Source organism: Pseudomonas sp. BR20 (assembly GCF_050780135.1).
Classification (GTDB): Bacteria; Pseudomonadota; Gammaproteobacteria; order Pseudomonadales; family Pseudomonadaceae; genus Aquipseudomonas.
Window position 1 is genome coordinate 2,301,866 of the sequence record NZ_CP172012.1, and the last position, 18,623, is coordinate 2,320,488.

Consider the following 18,623-nt stretch of genomic DNA (forward strand, 5'->3'; position numbering starts at 1 on the left):
AGTCAGGAGCTGCAATAATTTAGTTGCAGCGCCGCGACGGGGTTGTATCAGGCATTTATATGAGCAGTCGATGGTGACTGCTCGGAGGAGATCACTTGCAGATGACGATCATGCTGCGGCTGGTATAGCCGGCAGGGTTGATGCCGAAGGGGTAGTCCCCTGGCTCCTCGGAATTGTCACCGGACTTGGCGATAACCCGGTAGCCCTTGGCGCCGCAAGAGTTGGTTGCACTGGTGTAGCACTGGTCCCAGGAAGAAGACAGGCCGGAACAGTTGATATGCAGCCCTTTTTTGCCGCGTTTTACTTCTGTCTTGGTCGTCGCGGCACAGCCAGCAATGGCCAGGACCATTAACAGTATCAAAATTCGCTTCATTCCTATCCTTAATAGCCACTTCGTAATGCTCGAAGTCGGCTCTACTCGCTCTCGAGTGTAGCGTTCGCGCTGTCCTTGTCGAAAAACTCCATGAATGACATTCGTTTGCAGTTTAAACATGGCCTAAATACGCAGCAAATACCAGAGCAACTTTCAAAGATGATTCAATCTGCCGGAACCAGCGGCTTTGAGTCATTGCGCATTGTCAGTGTCGCGCCTACCGAGGCCAGGATAATGCAACTTATGGCCAGCCATTGCGGTAGGGAGAGGTGTTCCTGTAGGAAGAAAAGTCCTGAGAGCGCGCCGAAAGCGGGCTCAATGCTCATAAGCGTTCCGAAGGTGCGGGCGGGGAGACGTGTCAGCGCTACCATCTCCAGGGTGTAGGGAAGTGCAGTGGACAGAATCGCGACACCGATGGCGACCGGGATCAATGCAGGGGTCAGTAGCGCGGTACCGGCATGGACAATGCCGATGGGCGCAACAAACAGGGCAGCGATCATCACGCCCAGGGCGGCGGTTTGGACGCCGTTGTCGTTACCCGCTTTCTGTCCGAACAGAATGTAGAGTGCCCAGCACACACCCGCACCCAATGCATAGGCCGCGCCGACCAGGTCGATTCCGCTGCTGGCTTCTCCCGAGGGAATTAACAGGAGCAGGCCGACGATCGCGAGGGCGATCCACAGGAAGTCTATCGCTCGGCGCGATGCGTAGATTGCGACGGCGAGCGGTCCGGTGAATTCAAGGGCTACGGCAATTCCTAAGGGAACGCTGCGCAAGGACATATAGAAGAGGAAGTTCATGCCACCCAGGGCCATCCCGTAGACGACCACGGTACGCAGGGATTTTGCGGTCAGCCTGGCGCGCCATGGTCGCAATATCAGCAGCATGATTACGCTGGCGAAGATCAGGCGCAGGGTTGTGGTGCCTTGTGCTCCCACAATCGGGAACATGCTTTTGGCCAGTGATGCTCCGGACTGGATGGAGGCCATAGCGATCAACAGTAGGCCGACCGGAAACAATGCCGAGGCCAAACTGCGGTGGGAGGTGGTCATTGGGGTGTTCGTCCAAGGTCATATTTGAGAAGCCGGGGCCACTATGATGCTTAACTGTTCTGTATTGAGCAATATATTGCTCAAATCTACAGCGGTAGCCTGCTATATAGAGGGATTTTAAGGTTGGTAGGTGCTTTGATAGGAAAACCAAATTAAGTGTTGACGGCAGATTCTGGAAGTCTATAATTCGCCCCACTTCCGGCGCAGTCGAAACGTAAAACTCCTTGGTAAACAAAGAGTTATGCAGGATTAAGCGGCGAGTTGCTTCAGTTCATCGAAGCTCAGAAGGAGTTGATAGAGTCGTGTTGTTTGGCGCTATTAACGATTCGATCTTCTCGGTCGAAAGCGGAGAAAAAGAGGTGTTGACAGCAGCGTGTAACGCTGTAGAATTCGCCTCCCGCTAACGAGAGATCGCAAGCGCAAGTGGTTGAAGTTGTTGAAGAAATCTTCGAAAGCTTCTGAAAATAATCACTTGACAGCAAATGAGGCTGCTGTAGAATGCGCGCCTCGGTTGAGACGAAAGCTCTTAACCAACCGCTCTTTAACAACTGAATCAAGCAATTCGTGTGGGTGCTTGTGGGGTCAGACTGATAGTCAACAAGATTATCAGCATCACAAGTTACTCCGCGAGAAATCAAAGAATAACCAACGATTGCTGAGCCAAGTTTAGGGTTTCTTAAAAACCCAAAGATGTTTGAACTGAAGAGTTTGATCATGGCTCAGATTGAACGCTGGCGGCAGGCCTAACACATGCAAGTCGAGCGGTAGAGAGAAGCTTGCTTCTCTTGAGAGCGGCGGACGGGTGAGTAATGCCTAGGAATCTGCCTGGTAGTGGGGGATAACGTTCGGAAACGGACGCTAATACCGCATACGTCCTACGGGAGAAAGCAGGGGACCTTCGGGCCTTGCGCTATCAGATGAGCCTAGGTCGGATTAGCTAGTTGGTGGGGTAATGGCTCACCAAGGCGACGATCCGTAACTGGTCTGAGAGGATGATCAGTCACACTGGAACTGAGACACGGTCCAGACTCCTACGGGAGGCAGCAGTGGGGAATATTGGACAATGGGCGAAAGCCTGATCCAGCCATGCCGCGTGTGTGAAGAAGGTCTTCGGATTGTAAAGCACTTTAAGTTGGGAGGAAGGGCCATTACCTAATACGTGATGGTTTTGACGTTACCGACAGAATAAGCACCGGCTAACTCTGTGCCAGCAGCCGCGGTAATACAGAGGGTGCAAGCGTTAATCGGAATTACTGGGCGTAAAGCGCGCGTAGGTGGTTTGTTAAGTTGGATGTGAAATCCCCGGGCTCAACCTGGGAACTGCATTCAAAACTGACTGACTAGAGTATGGTAGAGGGTGGTGGAATTTCCTGTGTAGCGGTGAAATGCGTAGATATAGGAAGGAACACCAGTGGCGAAGGCGACCACCTGGACTGATACTGACACTGAGGTGCGAAAGCGTGGGGAGCAAACAGGATTAGATACCCTGGTAGTCCACGCCGTAAACGATGTCAACTAGCCGTTGGGAGCCTTGAGCTCTTAGTGGCGCAGCTAACGCATTAAGTTGACCGCCTGGGGAGTACGGCCGCAAGGTTAAAACTCAAATGAATTGACGGGGGCCCGCACAAGCGGTGGAGCATGTGGTTTAATTCGAAGCAACGCGAAGAACCTTACCAGGCCTTGACATCCAATGAACTTTCTAGAGATAGATTGGTGCCTTCGGGAACATTGAGACAGGTGCTGCATGGCTGTCGTCAGCTCGTGTCGTGAGATGTTGGGTTAAGTCCCGTAACGAGCGCAACCCTTGTCCTTAGTTACCAGCACGTTATGGTGGGCACTCTAAGGAGACTGCCGGTGACAAACCGGAGGAAGGTGGGGATGACGTCAAGTCATCATGGCCCTTACGGCCTGGGCTACACACGTGCTACAATGGTCGGTACAGAGGGTTGCCAAGCCGCGAGGTGGAGCTAATCCCAGAAAACCGATCGTAGTCCGGATCGCAGTCTGCAACTCGACTGCGTGAAGTCGGAATCGCTAGTAATCGCGAATCAGAATGTCGCGGTGAATACGTTCCCGGGCCTTGTACACACCGCCCGTCACACCATGGGAGTGGGTTGCACCAGAAGTAGCTAGTCTAACCTTCGGGAGGACGGTTACCACGGTGTGATTCATGACTGGGGTGAAGTCGTAACAAGGTAGCCGTAGGGGAACCTGCGGCTGGATCACCTCCTTAATCGACGACATCAGCTGCTCCATAAGTTCCCACACGAATTGCTTGATTCATTGAAGAAGACGATAAAGAAGCAGCCCGAAATTGGGTCTGTAGCTCAGTTGGTTAGAGCGCACCCCTGATAAGGGTGAGGTCGGCAGTTCGAATCTGCCCAGACCCACCAATTTTGTGTGGGAAACGCCTGTAGAAATACGGGGCCATAGCTCAGCTGGGAGAGCGCCTGCCTTGCACGCAGGAGGTCAACGGTTCGATCCCGTTTGGCTCCACCACTACTGCTTCTACGTTATGAAAGCTTAGAAATGAGCATTCCATCCGTGTGATGGTGAATGTTGATTTCTAGTCTTTGATTAGATCGTTCTTTAAAAATTTGGGTATGTGATAGAAAGATAGACTGAACGTTACTTTCACTGGTAACGGATCAGGCTAAGGTAAAATTTGTGAGTTGCTCTTAATTGAGTATTATCGAATTTTCGGCGAATGTCGTCTTCACAGTATAACCAGATTGCTTGGGGTTATATGGTCAAGTGAAGAAGCGCATACGGTGGATGCCTTGGCAGTCAGAGGCGATGAAAGACGTGGTAGCCTGCGAAAAGCTTCGGGGAGTCGGCAAACAGACTTTGATCCGGAGATGTCTGAATGGGGGAACCCAGCCATCATAAGATGGTTATCTTGTACTGAATACATAGGTGCAAGAGGCGAACCAGGGGAACTGAAACATCTAAGTACCCTGAGGAAAAGAAATCAACCGAGATTCCCTTAGTAGTGGCGAGCGAACGGGGACTAGCCCTTAAGTGGCTTTGAGATTAGCGGAACGCTCTGGAAAGTGCGGCCATAGTGGGTGATAGCCCTGTACGCGAAAATCTCTTAGTCATGAAATCGAGTAGGACGGAGCACGAGAAACTTTGTCTGAATATGGGGGGACCATCCTCCAAGGCTAAATACTACTGACTGACCGATAGTGAACTAGTACCGTGAGGGAAAGGCGAAAAGAACCCCGGAGAGGGGAGTGAAATAGATCCTGAAACCGTATGCGTACAAGCAGTGGGAGCCCACTTTGTTGGGTGACTGCGTACCTTTTGTATAATGGGTCAGCGACTTATTTTCAGTGGCGAGCTTAACCGAATAGGGGAGGCGTAGCGAAAGCGAGTCTTAATAGGGCGTCTAGTCGCTGGGAATAGACCCGAAACCGGGCGATCTATCCATGGGCAGGTTGAAGGTTGGGTAACACTAACTGGAGGACCGAACCGACTACCGTTGAAAAGTTAGCGGATGACCTGTGGATCGGAGTGAAAGGCTAATCAAGCTCGGAGATAGCTGGTTCTCCTCGAAAGCTATTTAGGTAGCGCCTCATGTATCACTGTAGGGGGTAGAGCACTGTTTCGGCTAGGGGGTCATCCCGACTTACCAAACCGATGCAAACTCCGAATACCTACAAGTGCCGAGCATGGGAGACACACGGCGGGTGCTAACGTCCGTCGTGAAAAGGGAAACAACCCAGACCGTCAGCTAAGGTCCCAAAGTTATGGTTAAGTGGGAAACGATGTGGGAAGGCTTAGACAGCTAGGAGGTTGGCTTAGAAGCAGCCACCCTTTAAAGAAAGCGTAATAGCTCACTAGTCGAGTCGGCCTGCGCGGAAGATGTAACGGGGCTCAAACCATACACCGAAGCTACGGGTATCACGTAAGTGATGCGGTAGAGGAGCGTTCTGTAAGCCTGTGAAGGTGAGTTGAGAAGCTTGCTGGAGGTATCAGAAGTGCGAATGCTGACATGAGTAACGATAATGGGTGTGAAAAACACCCACGCCGAAAGACCAAGGTTTCCTGCGCAACGTTAATCGACGCAGGGTTAGTCGGTCCCTAAGGCGAGGCTGAAAAGCGTAGTCGATGGAAAACAGGTTAATATTCCTGTACTTCTGGTTATTGCGATGGAGGGACGGAGAAGGCTAGGCCAGCTTGGCGTTGGTTGTCCAAGTTTAAGGTGGTAGGCTGGAATCTTAGGTAAATCCGGGATTCTAAGGCCGAGAGCTGATGACGAGTTAACTTTTAGTTAACGAAGTGGTTGATGCCATGCTTCCAAGAAAAGCTTCTAAGCTTCAGGTAACCAGGAACCGTACCCCAAACCGACACAGGTGGTTGGGTAGAGAATACCAAGGCGCTTGAGAGAACTCGGGTGAAGGAACTAGGCAAAATGGCACCGTAACTTCGGGAGAAGGTGCGCCGGTGAGGGTGAAGGACTTGCTCCGTAAGCTCATGCCGGTCGAAGATACCAGGCCGCTGCGACTGTTTATTAAAAACACAGCACTCTGCAAACACGAAAGTGGACGTATAGGGTGTGACGCCTGCCCGGTGCCGGAAGGTTAATTGATGGGGTTAGCTAACGCGAAGCTCTTGATCGAAGCCCCGGTAAACGGCGGCCGTAACTATAACGGTCCTAAGGTAGCGAAATTCCTTGTCGGGTAAGTTCCGACCTGCACGAATGGCGTAACGATGGCGGCGCTGTCTCCACCCGAGACTCAGTGAAATTGAAATCGCTGTGAAGATGCAGTGTATCCGCGGCTAGACGGAAAGACCCCGTGAACCTTTACTATAGCTTTGCACTGGACTTTGAATTTGCTTGTGTAGGATAGGTGGGAGGCTTTGAAGCGTGGACGCCAGTCTGCGTGGAGCCAACCTTGAAATACCACCCTGGCAACTTTGAGGTTCTAACTCAGGTCCGTTATCCGGATCGAGGACAGTGTATGGTGGGTAGTTTGACTGGGGCGGTCTCCTCCTAAAGAGTAACGGAGGAGTACGAAGGTGCGCTCAGACCGGTCGGAAATCGGTCGTAGAGTATAAAGGCAAAAGCGCGCTTGACTGCGAGACAGACACGTCGAGCAGGTACGAAAGTAGGTCTTAGTGATCCGGTGGTTCTGTATGGAAGGGCCATCGCTCAACGGATAAAAGGTACTCCGGGGATAACAGGCTGATACCGCCCAAGAGTTCATATCGACGGCGGTGTTTGGCACCTCGATGTCGGCTCATCACATCCTGGGGCTGAAGCCGGTCCCAAGGGTATGGCTGTTCGCCATTTAAAGTGGTACGCGAGCTGGGTTTAGAACGTCGTGAGACAGTTCGGTCCCTATCTGCCGTGGACGTTTGAGATTTGAGAGGGGCTGCTCCTAGTACGAGAGGACCGGAGTGGACGAACCTCTGGTGTTCCGGTTGTCACGCCAGTGGCATTGCCGGGTAGCTATGTTCGGAATAGATAACCGCTGAAAGCATCTAAGCGGGAAACTAGCCTCAAGATGAGATCTCACTGGGACCTTGAGTCCCCTGAAGGGCCGTCGAAGACTACGACGTTGATAGGTTGGGTGTGTAAGCGCTGTGAGGCGTTGAGCTAACCAATACTAATTGCCCGTGAGGCTTGACCATATAACACCCAAGCAATTTGAATACTCGAAAGAGCATCAGATTGCGGTGTGTGAAGACGCAATGAACCGAAAGTTCGATGCTCACAAAACACCGATAGCTGTCACATACCCAATTTGCTGAAGCGAGGCCAGCTGGCCGCGACTCAGTACCCGAATTTCTTGACGACAATAGAGCATTGGAACCACCTGATCCCATCCCGAACTCAGCAGTGAAACGATGCATCGCCGATGGTAGTGTGGGGTTTCCCCATGTGAGAGTAGGTCATCGTCAAGATTAAATTCCGAAACCCCATTTGCGAAAGCAGATGGGGTTTTGTTTTGGGCGGTCGAAAAGTGCGCGAGCCTAGCCGAGTGAGCTGTTGAATATCCTCAAGGGCGGCTGCCGTATCACCGTACCCGTCGAGATGGAACTCACTTCAGAGTGCCGTTGGGGAATTCAATGCAAAGTGTTTCTGCATTTTTGGTATGGTGCAGCACATTTCTCAAGGACTGATCTTTCATCGCAGGACGCGGCGTCGACCTTCTTCAACGAGATGCTGTAGAAATGCCTGGACCGATACCGATTAAAGATCACGAAAAAGAGAACCGCCTGGTCAACAAGCGCCTGCTCGCTTGTGCGTTGTTGGTGATAGGCATTACGTGTGCCCTGGTGGGGCGTATGTATTTCCTTCAAGTCGTACAGTTCGACTACCATTCCACGATTTCTGAAAACAACCGCGTCCATGTGCTGCCCATCACTCCGACGCGCGGCCTTATCTATGACCGTAATGGCGTGGTGCTGGCTGATAACCGACCCAGCTACAATCTGACCATCACTCGCGAGCGCACCACCGACCTCAAGGGTGAACTCGACGCTATCGTCAACTTGCTGCACCTGCCTGTCGAAGACCGTGCGCTGTTCGACAAGGCTCTGAAGCAGGCGCGCCACCCGTTCGTTCCCGTGACGTTGTTTTACGAGTTGACCGAAGAGCAAATTGCATTGCTGGCGGTAAATGAGTTCCGCCTGCCAGGGGTAGACGTAGAACCGCAATTCGTCCGTCACTACCCGCTGGGTGCGCACTTTGCCCACTCCATCGGCTATGTGGGACGGATCAATGAGAAAGAATCCAAAGCCCTCGATTCGGTGGAATACCGTGGCACACAGTCCATCGGCAAAACCGGTATCGAGCGTTTCTACGAATCCGAACTGCATGGTCATGTCGGCTACGAAGAGGTCGAGACCAATGCCCAGGGCCGCGTACTGCGTGTGCTCAAGCACACCGACCCTATCCCTGGCAAAAATATCGTCCTGAGCCTCGACGTGAAGCTCCAGGAAGCTGCGGAAGAGGCCTTGGGCGATCGCCGTGGTTCGGTGGTTGCCCTTGATCCGCAAACCGGAGAAGTGCTGGCCATGGTCAGCAAGCCGAGTTTTGACCCGAACCTGTTCGTCACCGGCATCAGTTTCAAGGAATATGCTGCGTTGCACGACTCCATCGACCGGCCGCTGTTCAACCGCGTATTGCGGGGGCTCTACGCGCCGGGTTCGACCATCAAGCCGGAAGTGGCTATCGCCGGCCTCGACAGCGGAGTCGTCACCGCACAGACACGTGTGTTCGACCCTGGTTACTACCAGCTCCCTGACTTTGACCACAAATACCGCAATTGGAACCACAGCGGCGACGGCTGGGTAGACATGGACGCTGCCATTATGCGTTCCAATGACACTTACTTTTACGACCTTGCGCACAAGCTCGGCATTGACCGCCTGCACGACTACTTGGCCGAGTTCGGCCTGGGTCAGAAAGTCTCCCTGGACATGTTCGAAGAGTCAGCTGGCTTGATGCCATCCCAGGCTTGGAAGCGCGCCACACGGCGCCAACCCTGGTTCCCAGGAGAAACCGTGATCCTCGGCATTGGCCAGGGTTACATGCAAGTCACACCGCTGCAATTGGCCCAGGCCACGGCGTTGATCGCCAACAAGGGCGTGTGGAATCGACCGCACCTGGCCAAGACTATCAATGGCGAGCCGCCGGTGGACGAGAACCCGATGCCCAACGTCGTCCTCAAGGATCCGCGTGATTGGGAGCAGGTCAACCACGGCATGCAACTGGTGATGCACGACCCACGAGGTATCGCCCGGGCCGCCGCACAAGGGGCGCAATATCGCATTGCCGGCAAGAGCGGTACCGCGCAAGTGGTTGCGATCAAGCAAGGCGAGCGTTATAACCGCGAGAAGACCCTGGAACGCCACCGTGACAACGCGTTGTTCGTAGGCTTCGCCCCGGCCGAACACCCGAAAATCGTTATTTCGGTGATGATCGAAAACGGTGAGGCCGGTGGCCGCGTCGCGGGTCCGGTGGTGCGGCAAATCATGGATGCCTGGTTACTTGACCAGGAAGGTCACCTGAAGCCGCAATATGCGACGCCGGCAAAAGCGCCAGGTGACCCGCACGTCTAAGTCATGCCTTCCACTCGTCCCATTGCTCTATGCCTTCATGGGCAAGCCAGGGCACATCATGGGCCGTCCAGATGTGCGAGGTGGGCCTGACGCCCGGATCATCGTCCAGCGTCGCCACCCGCACGATCACATGGGGCTGATGCCCACGTTCCGCTATCAGATGTGAGCCACAGCGCGAGCAGAAATGCCTGAGCTTGCCCGGCGAAGATTCAAAGGACGCCAACAGTTCCTCCCCCCGCGTCCAGCGAAAATGTTCGCGCATTACTCCAGCGGTGGCGACAAACGGCGCCGCATGTATTTTGCGGCAGCTCAAGCAGTGGCAGTGGCTGATCGGCATGTCCAGCTGGTCCACTTGATAGCGAACACCTGTGCAGAAGCAACTTCCATTCAATGGGTCAGTCATAAACGTATTGCCGGTTCAAGGACGGGGTCATCATGATTGCTTACAACCTGAGGTTGCGCATTGTTTGATGTCGCCTACTTTCAACGGAGGAGGTGACTTATGCACGTATTAGATCGCATCGAGCGAAAAGTTCTGCTGAACGCTTCACGTAAACAGGTCTGGGAAGCGCTCACCAATGCCGAGCAATTTGGTAATTGGTTTGGCATCGCCCTTAAGGGCAAAGCCTTTGTGGCAGGGGAAACCATAGAGGCGCCGATTACCTACCCAGGTTACGAACATGTGATCTGGAAAGCCAGAATCGAACGCATCCTGCCGCAGACGCTGTTCTCTTTCTGGTGGCACCCCTTCGCAGTGGAGGAGGGCGTCGACTACGACAAGGAAACCCCGACACTGGTGGAATTCACCATTGAGGATCGGGCGCCGGGCATTTTGCTACGGGTGGTGGAATCCGGTTTCGACGCGGTACCGGAGGCTCGTCGGCAAAAGGCCTTCAAGATGAATTCCCGTGGCTGGGACGAGCAGATGGGCAATATCGAAAACTATTTGAGCAAAGCACGTAGGGCGTGAGCCGGTTAGCGGGCATCATCACTGGTGCCCGCTTTCGCCGCCGTTAGAAGTCCACCGTCGCCGACAACTTGGCTGCGCGAGGATCGCCTTGGCTCAAGACCCCGCCCTGAGCCGATTCCCAGTATTTTTCGTTGGCGACGTTTTCCACCGTGGCCCCGAGTGTCACATCACGCTGGTCCAGCGTGAACGTATCGCGCGCGCCTATATCGAAGCGGTTCCAGGCCGGCAGGCTCAGGTTGTTGGCCGCATCCGCGTACTGGCCACCGGTGCGCAGCATGTGCCCGTTGAGGGTCACGCCTTGCAGGACGGGTACCTCCCAGTCCACGCCGGCGTTGAGCTGGAAGGAACGTACACCGATGGCGCGGATGCCGAGTAGAATCAACGCCTGAAAGCTATTCCTGAGGTGCGGTACGGTGGATTTACAGCAGGGTTTTGTCCTGACCCGGCATTGGCGCGATACCCTGGCGGGCACGGAGGTCAGTTTCTGGTTGGCCACAGACCACGGCCCACGGTTTATCCGCCTACCCGTGCAGACCTCGGTGATGTTCATTCCCGAGGCCCATCGCAAGCCGCTGGATTGGTTGCTCAAGGGCGAGCGCGATATCGAATTGCGCCCGCTACAACTCTGCGATTTCCATCACCGTCCGGTTCTGGGCCTCTACACTCGCCAGCACCGCCAGTTGATGGACGTGGAAAAACGCCTGCGCGCCGCCGGTGTCGACGTCTACGAAGCCGATGTGCGCCCGCCCGAACGCTACATGATGGAGCGTTTCATCACCGCCCCGGTCTGGTTCGGCGGTACACCCGATGCCAGTGGTGCCCTGTGCGATGCGCAGATGAAGCCCGCGCCCGACTACCGCCCGCCGCTCAAACTGGTGTCCCTGGATATCGAGACCACCGCCCAGGGCGACCTCTATTCCATCGCCCTCGAAGGCTGCGGCGAACGCCAGGTGTACATGCTCGGCCCGCCGAACAAGACTGACGCGGTGGATTTCAAGCTCGACTACTGCGACACCCGCGCCCAACTGCTCGAATGCCTTAACCAATGGCTCGCCACCCATGACCCCGATGCAATCATCGGCTGGAATGTGGTGCAGTTCGACCTGCGCGTCCTGCATGAACATGCCCAGCGCCTCAATGTGCCGCTGATGCTCGGCCGCGGCGATGAGCCCATGGCCTGGCGCGAACACGGCAGCCGCAACCATTACTTCGCCGCGGCCGCGGGGCGCCTGATTATCGACGGTATCGAGGCCTTGCGTTCGGCCACCTGGAGTTTCGAATCCTTCAGCCTGGAAAACGTCGCGCAAACCCTGCTCGGTGAGGGCAAGGACATCTCCACACCGTATCAACGCATGGACGAAATCAACCGCATGTTCGCCGAGGACAAACCTGCCCTGGCGCGCTACAACCTCAAGGATTGCGAGCTGGTCACGCGGATTTTCGAGAAGACCGAACTGCTCAAGTTCTTGCTCGAACGCGCCAGCGTCACCGGGTTACCGGCTGACCGCAACGGCGGCTCGGTGGCGGCGTTTACCCACCTGTACATGCCGCTGATGCACCGCCAAGGCTTCGTTGCGCCAAACCTGGGCGACAAACCGCCCCAGGCCAGCCCCGGCGGGTTTGTTATGGACTCGCGCCCCGGCCTCTACGAGTCGGTGCTGGTACTCGATTACAAAAGCCTCTACCCGTCGATCATCCGCAGCTTCCTGATCGACCCGGTGGGCCTGATCGAAGGCCTCAAGCACCCCGACGACAGCGACTCAGTAGAAGGCTTTCGCGGCGCACGTTTTTCTCGCACCCGGCACTGCCTGCCCTCCATCGTCGCGCGCGTCTCCGAAGGCCGTGAAGAGGCCAAGCGGGAGCACAACGCGCCACTGTCCCAGGCGCTGAAAATCATCATGAACGCCTTCTACGGCGTGCTCGGTTCCAGCGGTTGCCGCTTCTTCGATACACGGCTGGCTTCCTCGATCACGATGCGCGGCCACCAGATCATGCGCCAGACCCGCGAACTGGTTGAAGCCCAGGGTTATGAGGTGATCTACGGCGACACCGACTCCACCTTCGTCTGGCTCGGCAGCGCACACTCCCAGGAAGACGCCAGCCGTATCGGCCAGGCGCTGGTCAAGCACGTCAACGCGTGGTGGCGTGAGCACCTGCACAGCACGTTCGGGCTGCAAAGCGCCCTGGAGCTGCAATACGAAACCCACTTCAGCCGCTTCCTGATGCCGACCATTCGCGGCGCGGAGGAGGGCAGCAAAAAACGCTACGCCGGCCTGGTCACTCGTGCCGACGGCAGCGAAGAGATGATCTACAAAGGCCTGGAGACCGTACGCAGCGATTGGTCTCCCCTGGCCCGCCGGTTCCAGCAGGAACTCTACCAGCGCATCTTCCACCGCCAGCCCCATCAGGACTACATACGCGACTACGTGCGCCGCACCTTGAGCGGCGAGTTCGATGAACTGCTGATCTACCGCAAGCGCCTGCGCCGCCAATTGGACGACTACGAGCGCAACGTGCCGCCCCATGTACGCGCGGCGCGCCTCGCTGATGAATACAACGACCGTCTGGGGCGCCCGCGCCAATACCAGCGCGGCGGCTGGATCAGCTACGTGATCAGCGTCAACGGCCCCGAACCGCTGGAAGTACGCCAGGCGCCGATTGATTACGACCACTACGTCACCCGGCAATTGCAACCGGTCGCGGATGCCATCCTGCCGTTCGTGAATGACGATTTCAGCACCCTGGTCGGCGGGCAAATGGGCCTGTTCTAAAATCCTTGATTCATCCAATGGAGGAAAGGCAATGTATACGCTCTTTGGCATCGACGAATCCGGCTCCTGCATGATCGAAATCGCCCTGCAGCGGTGCGCGGTGCCGTGGCGACGGGTGGACGCTGCCTCTTGGGCCGACGGCGAGGGCAGCGACGAACTGGCCCGTATCAACCCGCTCAAACAGGTGCCCACCCTGGTCACCCCTGATGGCCAGGTACTGACCGAAAGCGCGGCCATTCTGATCCACCTCGGCCTGGCGTTTCCCGGCGCGCATCTGCTGGACGGCGACCGTGCCCAGATCATCCGGGGCCTGGTGTACATCGCGGCCAATTGTTATTCGGCCATCGGCATCATCGACTACCCGCAACGCTGGCTGGGCAACGCCGATGAAGCGGTGCAGACGCAATTGACCACCGGCACCCGCCGCTATCTGCATCAGGCCTGGGTGGTGTTTGCCGAACAGTTTGCCGGCCAGTTGTTTGCGCCCAACGGCGAGCCGAATGCGCTGGGCATCATGGCGGCGGCGGTGTCGCGTTGGGATCAGGCACGGGAAGCGCTGGGCGCCCTGGCGCCGAGCTTTGCCCAGACACTCGCGCAAGTGGATGTCGACCCGATCGTGGCGCCTGTGTTTGCCCGGCATTGGCCGGACTGGAAGGTCTCGTAATGTTTCCGCAATCAAAGGAAACAATGCCGGATGTCTCCTCCAACCCTTTGCGTAGCGGGCGTCCTGACCTACGCTTTCTGAACGCGGTGTAGGAATCATCCTTGAATTTGACTGTCGCAGACATGAAACTCAAGAACCCTGCATGGAATTCAAAGGAGGTGCGCATGCTCATCCGGTCGCTGACCCTGGCTACCTTGATGGCTTTTACGGGGCCGCTGTTGGCTGCTGATGATATCAACCCGCTTAAGCAGGACCTGGGCAAAGCCCGGCCACTGGTGGTGGTGGAGCTTGATTCCGGCAACGACACACTGGCGACCCTCAAGAAACAACTGGACGAGCCTGCCACCAAGCAGTCCTTTGAAGAGCGCAGCATGGTGTTCTACACCGTGAAGTTCGGCAGCATCGGTGCCGAAGGTGAGAAGTTCGCCAAGGACCCCAAGGACAACAAGAAGCTCACGCCGCCTGAAACCAACGCGCTGATTCGCGCCCTCAAACTGGGTGCCGGCAGCGGCACCAAAGTGATCCTGGTGGGCAAGGATGGCGAGAAGAAAGTCGAGAAGACCGTGCCACCGGATACCCTCGATTTGAAGGAGTTTTTCAGCGCCATCGACCAGATGCCGATGGCCGAGAAAGAAACCGCCGCCGCCCCGGAACCGGAACCCGTTGCACCGGCTCCGGCCAAGGGCGCCAAGCCTGCGAAACATGCCGGCAAGCCCGCTGCACAACAACTGGATGACTGAACCCAAATAACGGTAGGAGCAACCTCGCTCCTACCGTTATTTGGCAGCCTTGCGCGCCGGAAACGGAAAGTAGAAAAACCGCAGGAACGCCACCCGCTTGATCACTTCCCCGATCAACAACGGCGCCACCACCGCCACCACAAACCCAACACATGCCGCGACAAACGCATGCAGCCCAAGACGCTCCATCAAATCAAACGTCTTGTGCTGGATCTCACCATGGAAGATCAGCAGGATCAGCGTCGACTGGCCGATGTAGGTCATGGCCAGGGTGATCAACGCCGAGGCCATCAGCACCCGCGCCAACGCCCAGCACAGGTACACCCCAATCACCGCCAGCAGGCTGGTCCGCAGCCAGTGGTCGTAGCGACGCTGTGCCAGGTCCATGGTGTCGTGGCTGTAGATGAACACTGCCGCAAACAGCACCACCGAAACCAACAGCGTCAGCAGTGACCCCGCATGGGTACGCAGCCACTCCCGCAGCAGGTAGCCGTAGACGAAACACGCGCTGCTGATCAGGGTGATGTCCAGGCTGAACGGCAAGCCGGGCAGCACCCAGGTTTGCCCGCCGAGGGTCACCGGCAATTGCCAGAAGAATGGCAGCATCCAGATGCCGATCAGCAGCGGCACCAGCATCACCGCGCAATTCACTGCCAGCGGCAGGCGTTGGATCAGTCGCAGTACCGCCCAACTGAACAGGATCGCCACCCAGAAGTGCGGCAAAAACCACAGCGCCTGCCACGGGATGGTGTCCACCGAGGCGTACAGCACGCCGCCAATGTCCGGTAGCAACGGTTGGCCGCGCAGCACATCGCGCACAATTACGTACACCAGCAGGGTGAAGAAAAACGGCTTGAGCAGGCCATCCGCCTTACGCACCGCCATCTCCACAAACGGCTGTTCCGGCTTGAAGAACACCCCTGACAGAAAGAAGAACAACGGCAGTACGAACGACGCCAGGATCGGGTACATCAGGTCCAGGGACGTGGCGACAAACCAACTGTGGGCATACACGATCACCAGGATGCCGATGCCTTTGGCGATATCCATTTGAATCCAGCGATTTTTCACCTGAGTGCTCCCGATCCATAAACTCCACCGCCCCTGTAGGAGCTGGCAAGCCAGCGCCTACAATAAGCGTCATGCCTTGCGCCACGGCTTGAGCCACAGCCCCATCCCGAGCAACACCACGGCGCCCGCCAGAGTGCTCAACCCCAACTGCAGCCACACGCCTTCAATACGAAACAACGCCAGCGCCGCCAACCCCATCAGCAGCGCACTGAGCAGCCAGTGCCGGGCCCAGGGCAGTGCGCCGAGCAAGGCCTGACGCTGCATCAGCAACAGCGCGGTGCAGATCACGCCGGCCAGTGCGGCCAAGGGGATACCGGCCAGGCCGAACACAAAGGGCAGGGCGGCCAACAGCAGCACGTTGACCAGGCTGCCGAGCAACTCGCAGCGCAGCGGCTGGCGCGTATCGCCGGCGGCGTAGGCATAGCGTGCGAGCAAGGCGTTCCAGGCGCCGAACACCAACGGCACGGCAAACCAGGCCAGCAGCAGCGGCAACGGCGAATCCGTCGATTGCTTGGGCAGCAGCAATGTCACCAGGCTCGGGGCTGCAGCCACCAGGCCGACGCCCGCGGGCAAGGTCAGCACGCTGGCGGTTTCCACGCCGCGCTTGAGCAGGGCCAGGCGCTCATCGCCCTGGCGGCGGCTCATCATGCCCAGCAGCACCTGATTGAGGCTCATCAGCGCAATCAGCGGCAGGTTCATCAGCTTGCGCGCCAGGTTGACCCAGGTCACCGCGCCTTCGCCCAGCAGCGACGCCACCAGCCGCTCGATCAGCGCCAACCCTTGGCTGGCGCCATTGCTCAACAACAGCGGGCCGATGCGTTGGCCCAGCTCACGCAAGGGCGCTAAGGTCAGTTGCCAGCGCCATGGCCGCCAGCCTTGGCGCCACACCGAGGGCAACAGTGCCAGCGGCATCAACAGGCTCCCGGCCAGGCAGGCCAGGGCCATCGAGTGCGGTTGGCTGGCGGTGCCCGCGAGGGCGAGGTACGTCACCGGCGGCAGGTTGAACAGCAACGAGCCCAGCCCCGCGAGGACAAAACGTTCGCTGGCCTGCAAGGGAATGCTGAACAGTGCATGCAGCATCAAGCCCGGCACACACCAGGCGACGATCTGCAGGTTACGGCTGGCCAATGCCGTGGCGGTGTCGGCCAACCCCGGGCCGAGCACTTGCACCAGCCAAGGTGCCAACAGCGTCAGCAGCAGGCTGGTGACCAACGCGATCAGCAGCAACGCCGGGAACAACACCGCCAGCCAGTTCAGGCGCTCGTCGTCCTTGCGCTGCAGGTACAGCGGCAGCGCGGCGGCGCTCAGCACACCGCCAGCCAATGACATGCGCAGCGCTTCCGGCAAAAACAGCGCGATCAGGAAGGCGTCACTGCGCTCTCCGGCGCCCCAGGCCGCCACCAGCAACCATTCGCGGGCAAACCCCAGGCACAGGCCCAACAGGGTCGCCAGGGTCAGCCAGGCGGCAGAGCCGAGCATCAGGAACGTGCCCCATCAAGCAGGGGTTTGCGGTAGGCCATGGACTTCACCTGCGGCAGCCGCGCCGGAAACAACCGCCGTGCCTCCAGCACATTGATGCCCACCATCAGCCAGAACAACGCCACCATCACCACCGCAAAGCTGAAGTAGTGGTCGAACAGGCCGCTGACCAGCGCCGACAGAATCCCGCCGGTGGTGCCCAGCCACAGGGCATTGTCCTTGGTCAGGCGGATCGGGCCTTTTTCCGGACGCGCTTCACGCCACCAGCGCACAGTCACCGCCACAAAGAACAGCATGCCGACGATGCCGGTCTTGTAGATGAAGTTCAGCCATAGGTTGGAGATACCCAGCAGGTCGGTGCCGGGCACCGGCGGGTCAACCTTGAAGCCGATGCCAAATGGATAAGACACCACCGCCTGCGGGAACATGCGGTACTCGTCGAACCGCACTTCGGTACTGGCGTTGTCCGACGAGAAAATCGTCGCCAGGCGTTCCTGCAACGGTGGGTAGGCAATCACCAGCGCCACGGTCAACGCCGCGCCGATCATCAACAGGCGCCCGGTGTAGGGCACGCGGCGCGTGGCCATCCACAGCAGCACCAACGCCAGGCTGACCATCGCGCCACGGCTGCTGGCCAGCAGCAACGCCGCCGCGCCCAGGCAGGCGACGCCCAGGCCCAGTGCGCGCTTCCAGCCTTGCTCGGTTATGCCGAAGCAGAAGGCCAGGGGCAGCAGCAATGCCATGATCCCGCCGATGGCGTTCGGGTGCATCCACGGCGAACCCATGCGCGAAGACATGGCCTCCAGGCCGAATTTCAACATGTCGAAGTTGCCGTAGTTGAACAACGCCAGAATCGGCGCAATGCCGGCCCCGGAGCGCGTGCGCACGAACACCGCAATCGACAGCACCAGCATCGCCAGGCTGCCCAGCAACAGGGCGATCACCAAGGACTCGCGCTGCTTGTGGTCCACCAGCAATTTGGCGCAGAGGAACACCGCCGACAGGCTCAGCAACCAGCGCAGCCAGTTGGCCACGCCGCTGCTGTCGGCGTGGATGGTGACTTGGCCGACGATAAACGGGAACACGCTGAACAGCATCAGCCACAGCAGCATCTGGTCGGTGGGACGGCGGGTCAGGCTTGGCGTATCGGGCAGGCGTGCCAGGAAGTGGTGCCACAGCACCGCGCCCCAGGTCAGAGCCAGGATCGCCTCGCTTACCGTACTGCGGATCCCCAGGTTGATGGTCGAGTAGGGCATGAATGTGGCGATCATGGCGAACAGCAACAGGCCCCACAACGGGAAGCGCAGGATGGTCACCGCCCCCGCCAGGCCGACCACGGCGAGGAACGCCTTGGCCGGCGACAGCAGCAGGGCGAGCGCGCCAAACAGCAGGCCGAAGAGGATCGCGACGAGGCTTGCCAGGTTCAC

At 57.6% G+C, this 18,623-nt stretch carries 11 protein-coding genes, 2 tRNA genes, 3 rRNA genes and 1 pseudogene; 10 read left to right on the forward strand and 7 right to left on the reverse strand.

The annotated features are described in order from the left end of the window. Positions 1-91 precede the first annotated feature (91 nt). Positions 92-373 (reverse strand): hypothetical protein, encoded by a 282-nt coding sequence (locus ACHPFG_RS10575; protein ID WP_048730152.1) that lies wholly within the window; start codon positions 371-373, stop codon positions 92-94. 164 nt (positions 374-537) lie between these two features. Continuing rightward, on the reverse strand, positions 538-1,425 hold the full coding sequence (rhtA, locus tag ACHPFG_RS10580; RefSeq protein WP_145338808.1) for a threonine/homoserine exporter RhtA: 888 nt from the start codon (positions 1,423-1,425) through the stop codon (positions 538-540). Positions 1,426-2,121: 696 nt separating this feature from the next. On the opposite strand from rhtA, the gene ACHPFG_RS10585 reads away from it, so the two are divergent. From ACHPFG_RS10585 to mrdA, 6 genes are all read left to right on the forward strand, one after another. After that, a 16S ribosomal RNA gene (locus ACHPFG_RS10585) occupies positions 2,122-3,658 on the forward strand. Between the two features lie 83 nt (positions 3,659-3,741). Continuing rightward, a tRNA-Ile gene (locus tag ACHPFG_RS10590) sits at positions 3,742-3,818 on the forward strand. Positions 3,819-3,848: 30 nt separating this feature from the next. Then, positions 3,849-3,924, forward strand: a tRNA-Ala gene (locus ACHPFG_RS10595). Positions 3,925-4,173: 249 nt separating this feature from the next. Next, positions 4,174-7,065: ribosomal RNA gene (locus tag ACHPFG_RS10600) — 23S ribosomal RNA — on the forward strand. Positions 7,066-7,222: 157 nt separating this feature from the next. After that, a 5S ribosomal RNA gene (gene rrf / locus ACHPFG_RS10605) occupies positions 7,223-7,338 on the forward strand. Together the 16S, 23S and 5S rRNA genes with 2 tRNA genes alongside form the textbook arrangement of a ribosomal RNA operon. Before the next feature lie 270 nt (positions 7,339-7,608). Then, the gene (gene mrdA / locus ACHPFG_RS10610) at positions 7,609-9,501 is read left to right on the forward strand and encodes a penicillin-binding protein 2 (RefSeq protein ID WP_431702324.1); all 1,893 of its coding nucleotides are present in this window, start codon (positions 7,609-7,611) and stop codon (positions 9,499-9,501) included. A 1-nt stretch (position 9,502) separates the two neighbouring features. On the opposite strand, the gene ACHPFG_RS10615 is transcribed toward mrdA, so the two are convergent. Then, on the reverse strand, positions 9,503-9,904 hold the full coding sequence (locus ACHPFG_RS10615) for a GFA family protein (RefSeq protein WP_431702325.1): 402 nt from the start codon (positions 9,902-9,904) through the stop codon (positions 9,503-9,505). A gap of 99 nt (positions 9,905-10,003) precedes the next feature. Between ACHPFG_RS10615 and ACHPFG_RS10620 the strand changes: the two genes are divergently transcribed. Next, on the forward strand, positions 10,004-10,471 hold the full coding sequence (locus ACHPFG_RS10620; protein ID WP_131700062.1) for an SRPBCC family protein: 468 nt from the start codon (positions 10,004-10,006) through the stop codon (positions 10,469-10,471). Between the two features lie 43 nt (positions 10,472-10,514). On the opposite strand, the pseudogene ACHPFG_RS10625 reads toward ACHPFG_RS10620, so the two are convergent. Next, positions 10,515-10,841 (reverse strand): annotated as a pseudogene (locus tag ACHPFG_RS10625) (TonB-dependent siderophore receptor); the annotation flags it as partial. Between the two features lie 43 nt (positions 10,842-10,884). Here ACHPFG_RS10625 and ACHPFG_RS10630 point away from each other — a divergent pair. The 3 genes from ACHPFG_RS10630 (at position 10,885) to ACHPFG_RS10640 (ending at position 14,646) form a co-directional block, all read left to right on the forward strand. Beyond that, complete coding sequence (locus ACHPFG_RS10630) at positions 10,885-13,242, forward strand: DNA polymerase II (protein WP_431702326.1); 2,358 nt, start codon at positions 10,885-10,887, stop codon at positions 13,240-13,242. 31 nt (positions 13,243-13,273) lie between these two features. Further along, complete coding sequence (locus ACHPFG_RS10635) at positions 13,274-13,906, forward strand: glutathione S-transferase N-terminal domain-containing protein (RefSeq protein WP_431702327.1); 633 nt, start codon at positions 13,274-13,276, stop codon at positions 13,904-13,906. A gap of 164 nt (positions 13,907-14,070) precedes the next feature. Further along, positions 14,071-14,646: a DUF4174 domain-containing protein gene (locus ACHPFG_RS10640; RefSeq protein WP_065926894.1), complete on the forward strand. Its 576-nt coding sequence runs from the start codon at positions 14,071-14,073 to the stop codon at positions 14,644-14,646. A 36-nt stretch (positions 14,647-14,682) separates the two neighbouring features. Here the strand turns inward: ACHPFG_RS10640 and ACHPFG_RS10645 are convergent, their stop codons facing one another. From ACHPFG_RS10645 to ACHPFG_RS10655, 3 genes are all read right to left on the reverse strand, one after another. Further along, positions 14,683-15,696: an acyltransferase family protein gene (locus ACHPFG_RS10645; RefSeq protein WP_431702328.1), complete on the reverse strand. Its 1,014-nt coding sequence runs from the start codon at positions 15,694-15,696 to the stop codon at positions 14,683-14,685. Positions 15,697-15,786: 90 nt separating this feature from the next. Continuing rightward, complete coding sequence (locus ACHPFG_RS10650) at positions 15,787-17,196, reverse strand: lipid II flippase MurJ (RefSeq protein WP_431702329.1); 1,410 nt, start codon at positions 17,194-17,196, stop codon at positions 15,787-15,789. Continuing rightward, positions 17,196-18,623, reverse strand: coding sequence for an O-antigen ligase family protein (locus ACHPFG_RS10655; protein WP_431702330.1), 1,428 nt, complete (start codon positions 18,621-18,623; stop codon positions 17,196-17,198). The genes ACHPFG_RS10650 and ACHPFG_RS10655 overlap by 1 nt, the downstream gene beginning before the upstream one ends.

Bases quoted from the DNA above. Each gene is read 5' to 3' on its own strand.
- ACHPFG_RS10620 (WP_131700062.1), top strand. From the start codon at position 10,004: ATGCACGTATTAGATCGCATCGAGCGAAAAGTTCTGCTGAACGCTTCA.
- ACHPFG_RS10640 (WP_065926894.1), top strand. From the start codon at position 14,071: ATGCTCATCCGGTCGCTGACCCTGGCTACCTTGATGGCTTTTACGGGG.
- ACHPFG_RS10645 (WP_431702328.1), bottom strand. From the start codon at position 15,696: ATGGATATCGCCAAAGGCATCGGCATCCTGGTGATCGTGTATGCCCAC.
- ACHPFG_RS10615 (WP_431702325.1), bottom strand. From the start codon at position 9,904: ATGACTGACCCATTGAATGGAAGTTGCTTCTGCACAGGTGTTCGCTAT.
- mrdA (WP_431702324.1), top strand. From the start codon at position 7,609: ATGCCTGGACCGATACCGATTAAAGATCACGAAAAAGAGAACCGCCTG.
- ACHPFG_RS10650 (WP_431702329.1), bottom strand. From the start codon at position 17,196: ATGCTCGGCTCTGCCGCCTGGCTGACCCTGGCGACCCTGTTGGGCCTG.
- ACHPFG_RS10575 (WP_048730152.1), bottom strand. From the start codon at position 373: ATGAAGCGAATTTTGATACTGTTAATGGTCCTGGCCATTGCTGGCTGT.
- ACHPFG_RS10635 (WP_431702327.1), top strand. From the start codon at position 13,274: ATGTATACGCTCTTTGGCATCGACGAATCCGGCTCCTGCATGATCGAA.
- rhtA (WP_145338808.1), bottom strand. From the start codon at position 1,425: ATGACCACCTCCCACCGCAGTTTGGCCTCGGCATTGTTTCCGGTCGGC.